This is a genomic window from Rothia sp. HMSC064D08, assembly GCF_001809525.1.
GTDB lineage: Bacteria > Actinomycetota > Actinomycetes > Actinomycetales > Micrococcaceae > Rothia > Rothia dentocariosa.
In genome coordinates this window covers 191,223-204,908 of record NZ_KV797899.1, presented here as the reverse complement: position 1 = coordinate 204,908, position 13,686 = coordinate 191,223, and the positions used below count along the sequence as shown (strand labels likewise).

At 54.7% G+C, this 13,686-nt stretch carries 11 protein-coding genes; 2 read left to right on the top strand and 9 right to left on the bottom strand.

Annotation, left to right across the window (positions count from 1 at the left end; genetic code table 11):
* Positions 1-185: 185 nt before the first annotated feature.
* The 9 genes from gatB to HMPREF2625_RS06235 all read right to left on the bottom strand — a co-directional run bounded on the left by gatB (position 186) and on the right by HMPREF2625_RS06235 (position 11,361).
* Positions 186-1,691 (bottom strand): Asp-tRNA(Asn)/Glu-tRNA(Gln) amidotransferase subunit GatB, encoded by a 1,506-nt coding sequence (gene gatB / locus HMPREF2625_RS06275; RefSeq protein WP_048778636.1) that lies wholly within the window; start codon positions 1,689-1,691, stop codon positions 186-188.
* Entirely contained in the window at positions 1,691-3,286 is a 1,596-nt protein-coding gene (gene gatA, locus HMPREF2625_RS06270; protein WP_070523047.1) for an Asp-tRNA(Asn)/Glu-tRNA(Gln) amidotransferase subunit GatA, read from the bottom strand. Before gatA ends, gatB begins: the two co-directional genes overlap by 1 nt.
* Before the next feature lie 9 nt (positions 3,287-3,295).
* Positions 3,296-3,592 carry an Asp-tRNA(Asn)/Glu-tRNA(Gln) amidotransferase subunit GatC gene (gene gatC / locus HMPREF2625_RS06265; protein ID WP_004006192.1) on the bottom strand — a complete coding sequence of 99 codons (297 nt, stop codon included), beginning with the start codon at positions 3,590-3,592 and terminating at the stop codon, positions 3,296-3,298.
* A 263-nt stretch (positions 3,593-3,855) separates the two neighbouring features.
* Complete coding sequence (locus HMPREF2625_RS06260; protein WP_180950159.1) at positions 3,856-4,551, bottom strand: transglycosylase family protein; 696 nt, start codon at positions 4,549-4,551, stop codon at positions 3,856-3,858.
* Positions 4,552-5,360: 809 nt separating this feature from the next.
* Positions 5,361-7,511 (bottom strand): NAD-dependent DNA ligase LigA, encoded by a 2,151-nt coding sequence (gene ligA, locus HMPREF2625_RS06255; RefSeq protein WP_246826735.1) that lies wholly within the window; start codon positions 7,509-7,511, stop codon positions 5,361-5,363.
* A 129-nt stretch (positions 7,512-7,640) separates the two neighbouring features.
* Positions 7,641-8,561, bottom strand: a complete 921-nt coding sequence (locus HMPREF2625_RS06250; RefSeq protein ID WP_004006189.1) for a PP2C family protein-serine/threonine phosphatase — start codon at positions 8,559-8,561, stop codon at positions 7,641-7,643.
* A complete protein-coding gene (locus tag HMPREF2625_RS06245) occupies positions 8,546-9,715 on the bottom strand; it encodes an adenylate/guanylate cyclase domain-containing protein (RefSeq protein WP_048755129.1) in 1,170 nt (389 codons plus the stop codon). The genes HMPREF2625_RS06250 and HMPREF2625_RS06245 overlap by 16 nt, the downstream gene beginning before the upstream one ends.
* Positions 9,716-9,880: 165 nt before the next feature.
* Positions 9,881-10,372: a PH domain-containing protein gene (locus HMPREF2625_RS06240; protein WP_048778631.1), complete on the bottom strand. Its 492-nt coding sequence runs from the start codon at positions 10,370-10,372 to the stop codon at positions 9,881-9,883.
* Positions 10,373-10,374: 2 nt separating this feature from the next.
* Positions 10,375-11,361, bottom strand: coding sequence for a biotin--[acetyl-CoA-carboxylase] ligase (locus tag HMPREF2625_RS06235; protein ID WP_168162332.1), 987 nt, complete (start codon positions 11,359-11,361; stop codon positions 10,375-10,377).
* Positions 11,362-11,519: 158 nt separating this feature from the next.
* On the opposite strand from HMPREF2625_RS06235, the gene HMPREF2625_RS06230 reads away from it, so the two are divergent.
* Both HMPREF2625_RS06230 and HMPREF2625_RS06225 read left to right on the top strand, forming a co-directional pair.
* On the top strand, positions 11,520-11,804 hold the full coding sequence (locus tag HMPREF2625_RS06230) for a YciI family protein (RefSeq protein ID WP_004006185.1): 285 nt from the start codon (positions 11,520-11,522) through the stop codon (positions 11,802-11,804).
* Positions 11,805-12,066: 262 nt separating this feature from the next.
* Positions 12,067-13,665: an acyl-CoA carboxylase subunit beta gene (locus tag HMPREF2625_RS06225; protein ID WP_070523040.1), complete on the top strand. Its 1,599-nt coding sequence runs from the start codon at positions 12,067-12,069 to the stop codon at positions 13,663-13,665.
* Positions 13,666-13,686 lie beyond the last annotated feature (21 nt).

Genomic DNA, 13,686 nt, shown 5'->3' with positions numbered 1-13,686 from the left:
TACCGTATGAGGGTGAATGTGCCGCGTGTCTGCTGCGGGCTTCTCCCCTTTTACTCATCGCGCTGCTGCACTGTATTCAGCATAAAAAGGCTCTTTATCCGAATAAAGCGATAAAAAATACGCTTTATTCGGATAAAGAGCCTTTTTAGCACCCAGTTATAGCATTTATCAGGGTGCTTAGGTAATTAGCCTTCCACACCGCAAGCCTGCAGAATAAGCTCACGCACGCGAGCCGCATCCGCCTGGCCTCGGGTAGCCTTCATGACTTGGCCAACGATTGCGCCCGCTGCCTGAACCTTACCAGCACGAATCTTATCGGCAACATCCGGCATGGCCGCCAAAGCTTCCTCAACGGCGGCGGTGAGCGCACCATCGTCAGAGACCACAGCAAGACCGCGAGCCTCAACGATCTCGGCAGGCTTACCTTCGCCAGCAAGCACATGCTCCAGAACCTTACGGGCAATCTTATCGTTGATCTTACCCTCGCCGATCAACGCTTCAAGCTCCACCACCGTTGCGGGTTCAACGCCCAAATCGGTTAGTTCAACTTCTGCCTGCTTAGCCTTACGGGCAATTTCACCCATCCACCACTTGCGGGCAGCGGATGCGCTAGCCCCAGCGGCAATAGTCTGCTCAACAACATCAAGAGCACCGGCATTGACCACGTCACGGAACTCTTCGTCTGAGTATCCCCACTCCGCTTTCAACCGGCGGCGACGTTCCGCAGGGGGCTCGGGCAGACTTGCGCGCAGCTCTTCAACCCACGCCGTCTCGGGTACCACGGGCACCAGGTCAGGTTCCGGGAAGTAGCGATAATCGTCGGCATCAGATTTGGGACGCCCTGATGAAGTCTCACGGGTATCCTCATGCCAGTGGCGGGTTTCCTGCTGAATTTTCTCACCACGTTCCAAAATAGCAGCGTGACGGCGAATCTCATAGCGTACCGCACGTTCCACCGAGCGCAGGGAGTTAACGTTCTTCGTCTCCGAACGAGTACCGAATTTCTCGCTCCCCTTGGGCATGAGCGAAACGTTTGCGTCACATCGCACGTTACCACGCTCCATGCGAGCATCCGAGATACCTAAGCCTTTGACAATCTCACGAATCGCCGCAACATAGGCGCGTGCCAGTTCGGGCGCACGCTCGCCGGCGCCCACAATCGGGCGGGTCACAATCTCGATTAGCGGTACACCGGCGCGGTTGTAATCTACCAGTGAGAATGCCGCGCCCTGGATGCGCCCGTCGGCACCGCCCACGTGGGTGAGCTTACCGGCGTCTTCCTCCATATGTGCGCGCTCAATCTCAACGGTAAAGACGGTTCCGTCTTCGAGTTCTACATCCAGCTTGCCATTCTCAGCGATAGGACCGTGATGCTGCGAGGTCTGGAAGTTCTTCGGGGAGTCCGGGTAGAAGTAGTTTTTACGCGCAAAATACGAGATAGGTGCGATATCGCATCCCAGGGCGAGACCCAGCTTAATAGCTGATTCAACTGCAACCTTGTTCACCACGGGAAGCACACCGGGCAGCCCAAGCGAGACCGGGGTGATATTGGTGTTCGGTTCATCCCCGAAAACGTTCGGAGCGGCATCGAACATTTTGGTGTTTGTATTGAGCTCTACATGCACCTCAAAACCAAGCACCGGATCATATTTCTCGATGGCTTCTTCGAAGCTGAGGACTTCTTCACTCATTACTTGGTACCCCCAAAGTCAAAGTCGCTAATCAGATTTTCGGTGTTGGGAATGCGGGTGTAGAACGGCGCGCCCCAGGTATCATTCAGAAGTGCTTCCAAACCGGCACCCACTCGGTACAGGCGTGCATCCTCGCGTGCGGGGGCGGTGAACTGTATGCCCACAGGCAATCCGTCCTCGTCAGCAACACCTGCCGGAAGCGAAATCGCGGGAACCCCCGCAAGGTTTACCGGCACGGTTGCCACGTCACCCAAGTACATCGCCATAGGGTCACCTTTGGTTTTCTCACCCAGTTTGAAGGCGGTCGTTGGCGAGGTTGGAGAAACCAGCACATCGCACTTCTCAAAAGCGGCGGTGTAATCACGCTGAATGAGGGTGCGCACGCGCAATGCCGCACCGTAGTGGGCATCGTAGTTACCCGCTGAAAGCGCATAGGTACCCAAAATGATGCGGCGCTTAGTCTCGTCGCCAAAACCAGCTTCGCGGGTAGCTGCCATGACGCGCTCAATAGTCACCGGACCGTCTTCGGGTATAACGCGCAGACCGTACCGCACGCCGTCGTATTTTGCCAGGTTTGAAGATACCTCGGAGGACATAATCATGTAGTAGGCGCTAATCGCTTCCTTCACTGAAGGAAGGGAAACTTCTACAACCTCAGCCCCAGCCTTCTCCAGCAGCTTTAGGGCGTCGTGGAAACGGTCAAGAACGCCCTGTTGGAAGCCGCTGCCGGAACCGCCACCGAGTTCTTTAATAACGCCGATGCGCATCCCTTTGAGGGATTCAGGGTTGGCACCCTCAAGAGCCTGAGCCGCAAAAGGACCGACTGGTTCATTCAAAGAGGTAGAATCCATGGGGTCGTGACCGGCGATAGCTTCGTGAAGCATCGCGGTATCAAGCACGGTACGAGCGCAGGGACCTACTTGGTCAAGCGAAGATGCCATAGCAATTACGCCGTAGCGGGATACCGAACCGTAGGTCGGTTTTACGCCTACAGAACCGGTGAGGGAGGCAGGCTGGCGAATAGATCCACCTGTATCAGTTCCAAGAGCTAAGGGAGCCTGGAAAGCCGCAACAGCGCTGGCAGATCCGCCGCCAGAGCCGCCGGGGGCACGATCAAGCGCCCAGGGGTTACGAACTACGCCAAATGCCGAGTGCTCGTTCGAGGAACCCATCGCAAACTCGTCGAGGTTAGTCTTCCCCAAGATTGGCATGCGTGCTGCACGCACCTTGCGAGTTACGGTACCGTCATAGGGGCTCATCCATCCTTCAAGCATGCGCGATCCGGCGGTGGTGGGCTGTCCCTTTGTGACGATCAAGTCTTTAACAGCGATGGGTACACCAGCGAGCGCGGGCAGCTCTTGACCTGCCGCACGGTCAGCATCAACAGCCTGCGCGGTCTCCAGGGCTTCCTCACGGTTGATGTGCAGGAAAGCGTTCAGACCACTTTTACCGTCAGCGCGGTTCTCGCTGAGTGGGGTGCCATCGGTTGCTTCAATGCGATCTATATGCGCCCGGGTAAGCTCAACGGCAGAAATCTCACCGGCTGCAAGTTTTTGAGCGGCTTCAGCCGCAGTGAGCACAATAAGTTCGTTCACGTCTTCCCCTTAGTCTTCGTCGAGAATTGCGGGCACGCGGAATTTGCCATCCTGCGCATCGGGGGCGCCTGAAAGCGCCTCTTCCTGGGTGAGGGTCTGCCCTACAACATCTTCGCGCAAGACGTTCTGAAGCGAAATCGGATGGCTGGTCGGGGGTATGTCTGGGGTGACGGTTTCAGACAGATGCTCCATCGAGCTGACAATAATATCGAGCTCTGCCGCCATAGCGTTGAGCTCGTCCTCGGTCATCTCGATGCGTGCCAGTTCGGCAAGGTGCTTAACCTGCTCGGTGGTGATGGCAGACATGATTCTCCGTTAGGTATACTTTCAATTCTCTATCTAGTGTACCCGCCGGCTCACAGGTATGCTGACGTATTGGTGATCTAGCGAGAGAGTTTTTAGATTTACAGGGACTCCAAACCTATAAGCCTGCACAGAATAGATTTTCGCTCTGGTATTCATAAAAGTCTGAAGTGTAAAAGGGCAGTATTGTACCTAGACGCATATGAGCCCCACCTTCCCAAAGGAAGGTGGGGCTCATATGTCTACGTTAAGGTGAACTCCCTAAATTATGCGGGGATGTTCAGAACCTGACCGGGGAAGATCAGGTCAACGTTGTAGACAACGTCGGTGTTAGCAGCTGCGATTGCCTGGTAACCACCAGCAACGCCGAGCTGAGCAGCGATACCGGAGAGGGTATCACCGGACTGCACGGTGTAGGTGCCAGCAGCGGTTGCTGCGGGTGCCTGAGCTGCAGGTGCTGCTTCCTGAGCAGGTGCTGCGGGAGCTTCCTGAGCAGGAGCCTGAGTCGTAGGTGCGGGAGCAGCAGGTGCTGCTTCCTGAACGGGCTCGGAGTAGGACTGCTGAGCCTGTGCCTGAGGTGCTACCTCCTGCTGAGCTGCACCGGGATCGGTGTAGGAGGGGGTTGCGTTACCGGACAGACCGAGCTTCGAGGAGCATGCGGGCCATGCGCCCCAGCCCTGCTGTGCAAGCAGACGCTCTGCTGCCTCAATCTGCTGTTCACGGGAAGCATTCATGGGGGAACCGGACATGCCGACACCGTTCCAGGACTGCTGGGTGAACTGCAGACCACCGTAGAAACCGTTGCCAGTGTTGGTTGCCCAGTTACCACCGGACTCACACTGTGCCAAAGCATCCCAGGTGGATGCCGGTGCTGCGTTTGCAGCAGGCGCGGCAGCGGCTGCAGCTGCACCACCAATAGCGAGAGCAGCAACAGTACGGCGGATTGCGGAAGTGTTCTTCATAATGCTCCAAATAAGGCCATCCACGCTCACTCCGTCCCCGGAGCTTCATAGCGTTACCGCTCACCCGTTTTAACAAATTGATTACTTGTCGAGGCTCTACCATGTGAGCGGCTATCCACGTGATTCGCACTTCCGCCATAGTCGCGTATTGCGGGGTAGACGGCAGAGGCGCATCCTCACGTGGGGACGTGCGGTAGAACCGGGCATCGTTTTGGGGTTTCCGGTCCCAAAACTAAATTTCTGATTGACTCCCAATAAAGGAATCGTTCTGCAGATAAAGATAGCTGAGAAAACTCAAGATTCCAACCTCTTCTATGCTCTCAGCAAGCGTTCTGAGTTCTCACAGGGAACTCCCAGGTAAATTAACTCAGGGTAGGCTAAGTTCAAACTTTTAAAACCTCGATTCCTACTCATCCATTGCCATACCAAGGAAGCATACAAGAACAACTCTTCTATATTCTGTTTCTGGGGGTGGGCTTTATCATTTCGTAATAGTGACCCTCCACCCATTTAAAAATTTTTTAAAAAATTTTTCGCTTGCGGCGTGTTTTAAGGGTTCATGACGACATAAGTCCAAACCACTTAACAGCTCTGCGGCGCGATGGCGCGCCTTAGCATATATGCACGGTCTCTGGGAGATTATGCGCTTATGTCACCCCATATAGAGCTATTTTCGGGCGTTAACAACTCTATTACCGGGTTTCAGGACCTTCATCGCAGCACATCATGCAGCTGCGCTGCCCCACACCAAATACCAGCTACAGCGTAACCTTTCGCCGTTATTTGGTGGATAACTCGGAGTAAGAGTCCTACTCCCCCGGTGTTAGCGCATCGGGCCCGTGGGCCAAAAGTTTCGTGAACCCGTCTTCATCAAGAACCGGAATTCCCAGGGCCTCGGCCTTATCGAGTTTTGACCCCGCAGAGGCTCCGGCAACCACAAAATGGGTCTTCTTAGACACAGACCCGGAGGCACGCCCGCCCCGCACGATAATCGCTTCCTTCGCGCTGTCACGGCTATAGTTCACAAGGGTTCCGGTCACAACCACGGTCACGCCTTCGAGCGTGCGTCCTATTGACGCGTCACGCTCATCTTCCATACGCACACCGGCATCCGCCCAACGGGCAAGAACTTCGCGATGCCAATCCGTTGCAAACCATTCGATAATCGAATCGGCGATAACGCCGCCCACACCATCAACAGCCGCTAACCTATCCCGGTCAGCCTGGGCGATCGCATCCATAGAGCCAAATTCGGTGGCAAGGGCTCGCGCCGCGGTTGGCCCCACATGGCGAATCGATAAGGCCACAAGCACGCGCCAGAGAGGCTGCGATTTTGCTTTCTCAAGCTCTACGAAGAGATTTTGTGTGTTCTTTGTAGGAACAGGGTCTGGCTTTGCTTTCGTGGGCTTCGTATAGAAGTATGGAACAAGCTCAAACTTGCCGGTACCCACCCCCTTGACCTTCTTCTCGCGGCGAATTTTCACATCGCGTAGATCTTCAGCGGTGAGATCGAAGAGGAACGCCTCACTCGTGAGCGGAGGCTGCTCAGGCTCGGCGGGAGCTGTCAACGCCTTAGCCGCCTCAAAGCCGAGTGCTTCAATATCGAAAGCACCCCGCGACGCGGCGTAGTAGATGCGCTCGGTCAGCTGCGCCGGGCAGGAACGGTAATTGGGGCAGCGCATATCGACGTCGCCCTCTTTACCGGGAGCCAACGTCGTACCGCAGGAAGGGCACTCGGTGGGCATGACGAACTCGCGTTCATGACCGTTACGAAGAGCAACCACAGGCCCCACGATCTCGGGAATCACGTCGCCAGCCTTACGAAGAACCACGGTGTCTCCGATAAGCACACCCTTGGCCTTCACCACATCCTGATTATGTAAGGTTGCGCGTTCAACGGTAGAGCCCGAGACAAGCACGGGTTCCATCACACCATAGGGAGTTACGCGGCCGGTACGCCCAACATCCACGCGAATATCGAGAAGCTTGGTGTTAACCTCTTCGGGCGGGTATTTATACGCTACAGCCCAGCGCGGCACTCGCGAGGTGTACCCCAGTTGAGTCTGCGCTACAAAGTCATTGACCTTGATGACAATGCCGTCGATCTCGTGCACCAGAGAATGGCGCTTTTCACCGTACTCGGCAATATACCGAAGAATATCATCGACTGAAGTAAAAAGTTTGCTGTATGGACTGGTGGGAAGCCCCCAAGCGGCCAATTGCTCGTAGGTTTGGTACTGGGAGTTCACGTCTAGCCCGGTCCGCGAGCCCACGCCGTGAACATACATGCTCAGAGGGCGCTCAGCGGTCACGGCAGAGTCTTTCTGGCGCAGGGATCCTGCCGCAGCGTTTCGGGGGTTGGCGAACGGGTTCTTCCCCTCAGACACCATTTTTTCGTTGAGTTTCTTGAAGTCTGCCGATGAAATGAAAACCTCGCCGCGTACTTCAAGCTCCGCCGGATGGTTCTCCCCCGCTAATTTCTGTGGGATTGAGGCTATAGTGCGCACATTATGGGTTACATCCTCACCCGTGGTGCCGTCACCACGAGTAGCCGCACGCACCAACACACCGTTACGATACAGCAGATTGACCGCAAGACCATCAATCTTCAGCTCCGTAAGCCACTGCGGTGCGGCACCGGTGAGAAGACGGGTATTTTCTTCGGCCTTTGTTAGCCATGCCCGAAGCTCCTCAAGAGAAAAAACATCCTCAAGGGAGTACATGCGTACCAGATGGGTTACCGGCGAAAAAGCCTCGCTGACTTCTCCACCTACCTCTTGGGTAGGCGAATCGTTAGCAATCAACGCGGGATATTGTGCCTCAATCTGCTCAAGCCTGCGGTAGAGCCTATCGTATTCGGCATCCGAGAGAGTCGGGGCATCTGCCTGATAGTAGTCATGCCGAGCGGCGCGAATAGTATCGGTCAGCTCGGCATATTCGGCGCGAATAGTATCGGTCAGCTCAGCGCTCGAATCTAGCGCCTTGAGGGCACGGTCAAGGGATGCGGGAGTTTCAGCAAGATTTTCAGTCACCCCACTAGTCTAACCGTTCGCTTTCCCCGATGCGCCGGTTAATGTCACGGGGAAAGACTAGTCTTGCGCTTCTATGGCGTCAGCAACAATCACGGTAATATTATCGCGACCGCCCGAGCGCAGCGCCTCATGCTGTAGCACATCGGCGGCATCCTGCGGGTGACGTATGGAGGTAAGAACACGCGCCATATATTCATGGGAAAGCTCGCCAGAAAGACCGTCCGAGCAGAGCATCAGACGGTCGCCCGCTCGTGCGGGAAGCACCCAAAAATCGGGTTCCCAAAAATTACCTGTACCTAGTGCACGAGTAATCACATTTCTGCGCGGGTGCGTTAGGGCTTCAAGCTGAGTAATCTGCCCTTCATCCACCAGATATTGAACCTCAGAGTGATCAGTAGTGACCTGCTCAAGAGATACATTGCCCTCGTTGCCCGGCAGGCGTTCCATTTCAGCATGGTGAATACCATCGTCTTCACGCATCAACCGGTATGTACGAGAATCGCCAATATTAAAGACAACCCACAGGTACTGCTGACCTATATTGGTAAGCCACGCGCCGGTTACGGTGGTACCGCCTGAACGCGAGAGCGCATCTTTAATACTGTCGTTCGTTTCACCCAAAATCTCGCGTGTGCGATCAAGGGCACGCACAATTTCATGGTTCAGTTCATTTGTTAAACGACGATGACGCTGCTTTGAATTTTTATCTTGGTAGTCCTGTTTAATCTTTTCGACACGCTGGCGGTAGTTTTCTTGTTCTTCTTCGCTCATACCGCCGGGTCGAGTAAAAAAATGCGAATACGCCAGCTGACGTACACACAACCGCGATGCGACCTCTCCCGCTTCGTGACCGCCCATACCGTCGGCCACCACGCATAGAGACCCCGCTACAGCCATCGAGTCCTCGTTGTTGTCACGATGAGCCCCACGATGAGTCGCACCACCGGTGCGCAGGGTCAGGTTCAAGGGAGTTGCCATGATGTATCGTTCTCCGTTATGTAACTAGCGCCGGGCGTAACCGCCACAGGGTCTACATTACCAAAGCTACGCACGTTGCGTGTGCCTTGGTACGTCAGAGTAAAGCGGTCGCCATACTCTTTGAGCGTTTCGGCGGTCTCGCTGTCGGTCAGCACAGAACCAGGTTCCGCGAGAGATACCAGCCGTGAAGCAAGGTTTACGCTCGAACCATAAACATCTCCACGATTCGCCAGGACCTCGCCCCAAATAAATGCTACACGCACTTCTGGCAGTTCAGGGTCTTTTCCGATTTGCTCCGCCAGTTTCAGACTGATCTCGGCGATAGCCTCGGGAGCCTCCGTGAGGAAGAAAACTTCATCGCCTAGAGTCTTAATGATGCGCCCGCCGCTCGGAGCAATAATGTCGAGGCAGCTTTGTTCAAAACGGTTGATAAGACGCGCTAATTCGGGGGCACTCAGGTTACGAACCAGGGAGGTATACGACACCAAATCAACGAAACCTACACCCCGCACGAGGGGGAGCTGAGCTGGCTCCGGCCCCAGCTTTTTATTCTCGCGCAGAGCGAGACGAAGAACACCCGTATACATTTGACGACGATAAGCGTAGAGCGCGAGTTCTTCGAGAACCGGCATGAGATCTGCAAGACGGAAGAGAAGCTGACGGCGTGCCTGCGCATCGTCTACACCATCACGATCCATAATGTCGTGCACCAGCGTTTCAATCTGCCACGCCACAATGCGATCGGTCAGCTGCCCTACGGACCGTGTCAAAGAGACAATGCTCTCTTCCGCAACAAGATTCGTTCGGTTGAGATTCTCCAGGTCTTCGAGCATATTGACGTCGAGTTCCGTGAAATGGGGATCGGCGGCATGAATATCAGGAAAACCCATATTGCGCCAGATCCGGCGAGCATCTTCAAGGCTCATCTGCGCGGCAGCAGCGGCTTCTCCAGGTTTATACCGGCGGCCCTCTCCCAGCAGAGCGCGTTCAAGCACGCGTACGCCTTCTTTTGAGGTTTCGTCACGGTAAATATTGTTTTGCGCCAGGTTCTGCAGAATACGCAGATTCAACATCTGGGTTTCAGGACCCAACGTTCGGGGATTCTTATACGGGGTAGCCTCAACGCTATCGCCAGATAGGCTCTCATGAGTCATAGGCGTTGAGTTCTCCTTCCTTGTCCCCTGGATATATGCAGCACACTGTATTCGGGTGCAGTATTTCACATTAAGAATACCCGTGTGCTCTTCCGGGCAGACATAAAAAGTATGCTTGCCCACATTATTCTACCCTTACCAGGCAAAAATCTCGCCCGCTAGACCCTAAACATAACTAACACGTAACGGATAGTAGTCCTGCCAGGCATGCTCGACAATATTCCGGAACCGTTCGGGGTTTGGAAGGTGCATAAGCTGGTGCCGAAACCCTCCTGCATAATCAACATGGAAAGATCCGTACCCCATCCAAGCGCCCAGGCTACTCTGCGAAACCCAACGATTTCCCATGCCGTCAAGCAGCAAGGATATGTCAGCCTTACGGCGCATCAGGCCCTTAATAATCATGATGCGATGCGTGGTGATAGCGTACCGTGTGACAGACCAGCGCCATATCTTACGAAGAGCCACCAAAGCGGTAACCGCAGCTACCACACTGCCCGCCCAGAAGAGCAGCCCCGATGATCGTGCGGTCGAGGCAAAACTTGCTGAGGTAAAGGCCACCAGCAGGTAGACAAAGGCTCCCACAAGAGCGCCGGGATGAGCCCTCGTTAGGATAATGGTCTGTTCGCCGGGGTAGAGTTTGCCACGCAGTTTCATGCTTATGCCTTTGCAGAAGTATTAGGGGTTATCTCAGACGGTGCTAGCGTTGGAGAATCTTCCCGTCTGAGGGCAGGATAAAAATTACCGTAGCTTCCATCTGCAGGACGCAAATGTTCAATGTCTCCTACGGAATAGGCCTGCACGGCACCGGTTGTATCACGAATTAGGATGCGCCCTTGAGCATCAAGATCGGTTGCAACTCCGGTGACGATGCGTCCATCAGGAAGGTGCACCGATACCTCGGCTCCCAGCGTCACCGTGGCGGCACGTGCCTGATCAAGCAGAGACTGTCCGCACAACAGAGTTTTTTGGGGGTCTCCCCCAACGCTTACAAACTCACGATAGCGACGGGCAAAAATGGTCAGCATACGGTTCAAAACCACATGGTTATCAACGGGTTCACCGCGTTGGATAAGAGCGCTCGTGGCGGTCGGTACGGGCACCTGGTCTTCACGCATATTCAGGTTCTGCCCAATCCCCACGACAATGCTCAGGCGCTCTTTCTCCCCCGGCGCTTGAGTCGGTTCGCTCAGGAGCAGGGCGAGAATACCGCATGCCTTACGACCTTGAATGACCAGATCATTGGGCCATTTTAAGGCGGCATCAAGCCCCAGTTCACGCCAGACATCAAGCACGCTCAGCCCGGCAAGCATGGTCAGCCAATGGTAGCTTGTGATCGGCAGCTGCTGCCCAATACCAGCATGGGGACGCACCACAATGCTGGTGGCTAAGCAAGTACCTGCAGGAGCTGTCCACGAGCGGTCCATACGTCCTTTTCCGGCAGTCATATAAAGGGTGGTAAAAACCGACAATTCCCCCAATTCGGTACGTTCGCACGGTTCCCCGCGTGTAAGGCGCCGAACAATTTCGGTGTTCGTCGTATCGACAATATCGTAAACACGCACGAAGCTGTACCCTGCCTCACGTGCTTCGGGGAGAATACGGGACGGATCAAGGATTGCAGGCCTCTGGTCTGGTAGCGACATATGTACCATCATAGTGGCTCGGAGCCTTGTACACTCTGTACTTCGTGATGCTGAGCTCTCGTACGGGTGTGAGATAGTAGAGTAACTGGGGTCTACGCCCTGCGCGTACCCTTGGAGACAGATAACCACCGGTAAATACCATAGGAAAGGAACCCGCCATGGCATACTATGTCATTTCTTACGTCTACGGAGACCCAGCCCTTCAGGATGCACATCGTCCGGCGCACCGTGAATACCTCTCTACACGCGTCCAGGAAGGTACGATCGTAGTTTCCGGTCCGCTTCTGAAAGACTCGGTGTCCGTAGGTGCTCTCCTGATCGCTCAAGTTGATTCTTTTGATGCCGCCGAGACCATCGTCAAGAACGACCCCATGAAAATTGGCGGTGCCGTCGAGTCCTACACTATCGGCGAGTGGAACCCGGTTCTGGGCAGCATCCGCTAGTTTTACCCCTCAATACCGTTTTCGACCCGCCGCTTTGTGCCCTCACCAGGCAACGAACCGGCGGGTTTATCACGATGGGGCATAGGAATCTGACCGGCAACACGTATAACGAAAATACGCGGGTACCTGGCACCATGACCGTCCCGCACACTATAGTTGATAGGGTAGCTTTTCTAGCCTGAGAAAACCTACTATCTGTATCGACACCGCACGTCATAAACACCCTCTACCCATGATGCGTGCCGCACGAATCGAGGAATACATGTCTGAGAACACTCAGGAATACGACTTGAGTACGACCGCCGGTAAACTCGCCGATTTTTATGCTCGTCGCGAGCAGACCCTTGCCCCCGGCGGGCAGGCCGCTGTAGATAAACAGCATGCACGCGGTAAGAATACGGCGCGCGAGCGCATCGACATGATTCTCGATGAAGGTTCTTTTGTAGAGTTTGACGCCTTAGCTCGCCACCGTACCACGGCTTTCGGTATGGACAAGAAAAAACCCCTCGGTGACGGCTTAGTTTCGGGCTACGGCACCATTGATGGGCGTCTTGTCGCTATCTATTCTCAAGATTTTACGGTGTACGGGGGTTCGCTCTCGCAGGTGAACGGCGAGAAGATCGTGAAGGTGCAGAAGTTTGCCCTCAAGAATGGCTGCCCGGTGATCGGCATTAACGATGGCGGCGGGGCTCGCATCCAGGAGGGTGTGGCCTCTCTGGCGCTGTTTGCCGATATTTTCCGGATGAATGTGCGTTCTTCGGGTGTTATTCCACAGATTTCAATTATTATGGGCCCCTGCGCAGGTGGTGCCGCATACTCCCCCGCGCTCACTGATTTTATTGTGATGGTCGATAAGACCTCGCATATGTTTATCACCGGTCCGGACGTTATTAAGGCGGTCACCGGTGAGCAGGTTGACATGGAAACCTTGGGCGGCGCCCGTCAGCATAATGCAATGACTGGCACGAGTGCCTACCTTGCCGAAGATGAAGAAGACGCTTTCGATTTCGTGCGGGAGCTTTTGGAATTCTTGCCCTCCAATAACCTGTCAGAGTCGCTGCCGTTGGATCATGACCAGGAGTTTGAGGTCGTGGTGGATGATCTGGATCTTGATACTCTCATCCCCGATTCTGCGAATCAGCCTTATGATATGCGCGATGTGATCGAGTCCGTGGTTGATGATGGGCATTTCTTTGAGCTTCAGGCGTTATTCGCCCCGAATGTCATGATTGGTTATGCCCGTGTGGAGGGTCGCACGGTGGGTATTGTGGCAAATCAACCTACACAGTTTGCGGGATGTCTCGATATTGCCGCCGCTGAGAAGGCTGCGCGTTTTGTGCGTAATTGCGATGCTTTCAATATTCCGATTTTGACGTTTGTGGACGTTCCCGGATTCTTGCCGGGTACGGATCAGGAGTTCAACGGTATTATTCGCCGCGGTGCTAAACTGCTCTACGCCTATGCGGAGGCGACTGTACCGCTCATTACAATCATTACTCGCAAGGCTTTTGGCGGCGCATATATTGCGATGGGGTCAAAAACGCTGGGAGCCGATATTAACATGGCGTGGCCTACCGCCCAGGTGGGTGTGCTTAATGGTCAGGGTGCGGTCAATATTCTTTATCGTCGTGATCTTGCCGCAGCTGCGGAGGCTGGCGAAGATGTTGAGGGACGCCGTTCTGAGCTGATCGAGCAGTATGAGGAAGAGATCCTGAACCCTTACCAGGCCGCCGAGTTGGGGTATGTGGATGAGGTTATCGCCCCGCATGAGACCCGTGTGCGTATTATCTCTTCTCTTCGCGCGCTGCATGATAAACGTGCCGCTATGCCTGCGAAGAAGCACGGGAATATTCCGCTGTAGTTCTTGACCGCTCCCAGTTCA

Bases quoted from the DNA above. Each gene is read 5' to 3' on its own strand.
- gatB (WP_048778636.1), bottom strand. From the start codon at position 1,691: ATGAGTGAAGAAGTCCTCAGCTTCGAAGAAGCCATCGAGAAATATGAT.
- gatC (WP_004006192.1), bottom strand. From the start codon at position 3,592: ATGTCTGCCATCACCACCGAGCAGGTTAAGCACCTTGCCGAACTGGCA.
- HMPREF2625_RS06260 (WP_180950159.1), bottom strand. From the start codon at position 4,551: ATGAAGAACACTTCCGCAATCCGCCGTACTGTTGCTGCTCTCGCTATT.
- HMPREF2625_RS06250 (WP_004006189.1), bottom strand. From the start codon at position 8,561: ATGGCAACTCCCTTGAACCTGACCCTGCGCACCGGTGGTGCGACTCAT.
- HMPREF2625_RS06245 (WP_048755129.1), bottom strand. From the start codon at position 9,715: ATGACTCATGAGAGCCTATCTGGCGATAGCGTTGAGGCTACCCCGTAT.
- HMPREF2625_RS06240 (WP_048778631.1), bottom strand. From the start codon at position 10,372: ATGAAACTGCGTGGCAAACTCTACCCCGGCGAACAGACCATTATCCTA.
- HMPREF2625_RS06235 (WP_168162332.1), bottom strand. From the start codon at position 11,361: ATGTCGCTACCAGACCAGAGGCCTGCAATCCTTGATCCGTCCCGTATT.
- HMPREF2625_RS06230 (WP_004006185.1), top strand. From the start codon at position 11,520: ATGGCATACTATGTCATTTCTTACGTCTACGGAGACCCAGCCCTTCAG.
- HMPREF2625_RS06225 (WP_070523040.1), top strand. From the start codon at position 12,067: ATGTCTGAGAACACTCAGGAATACGACTTGAGTACGACCGCCGGTAAA.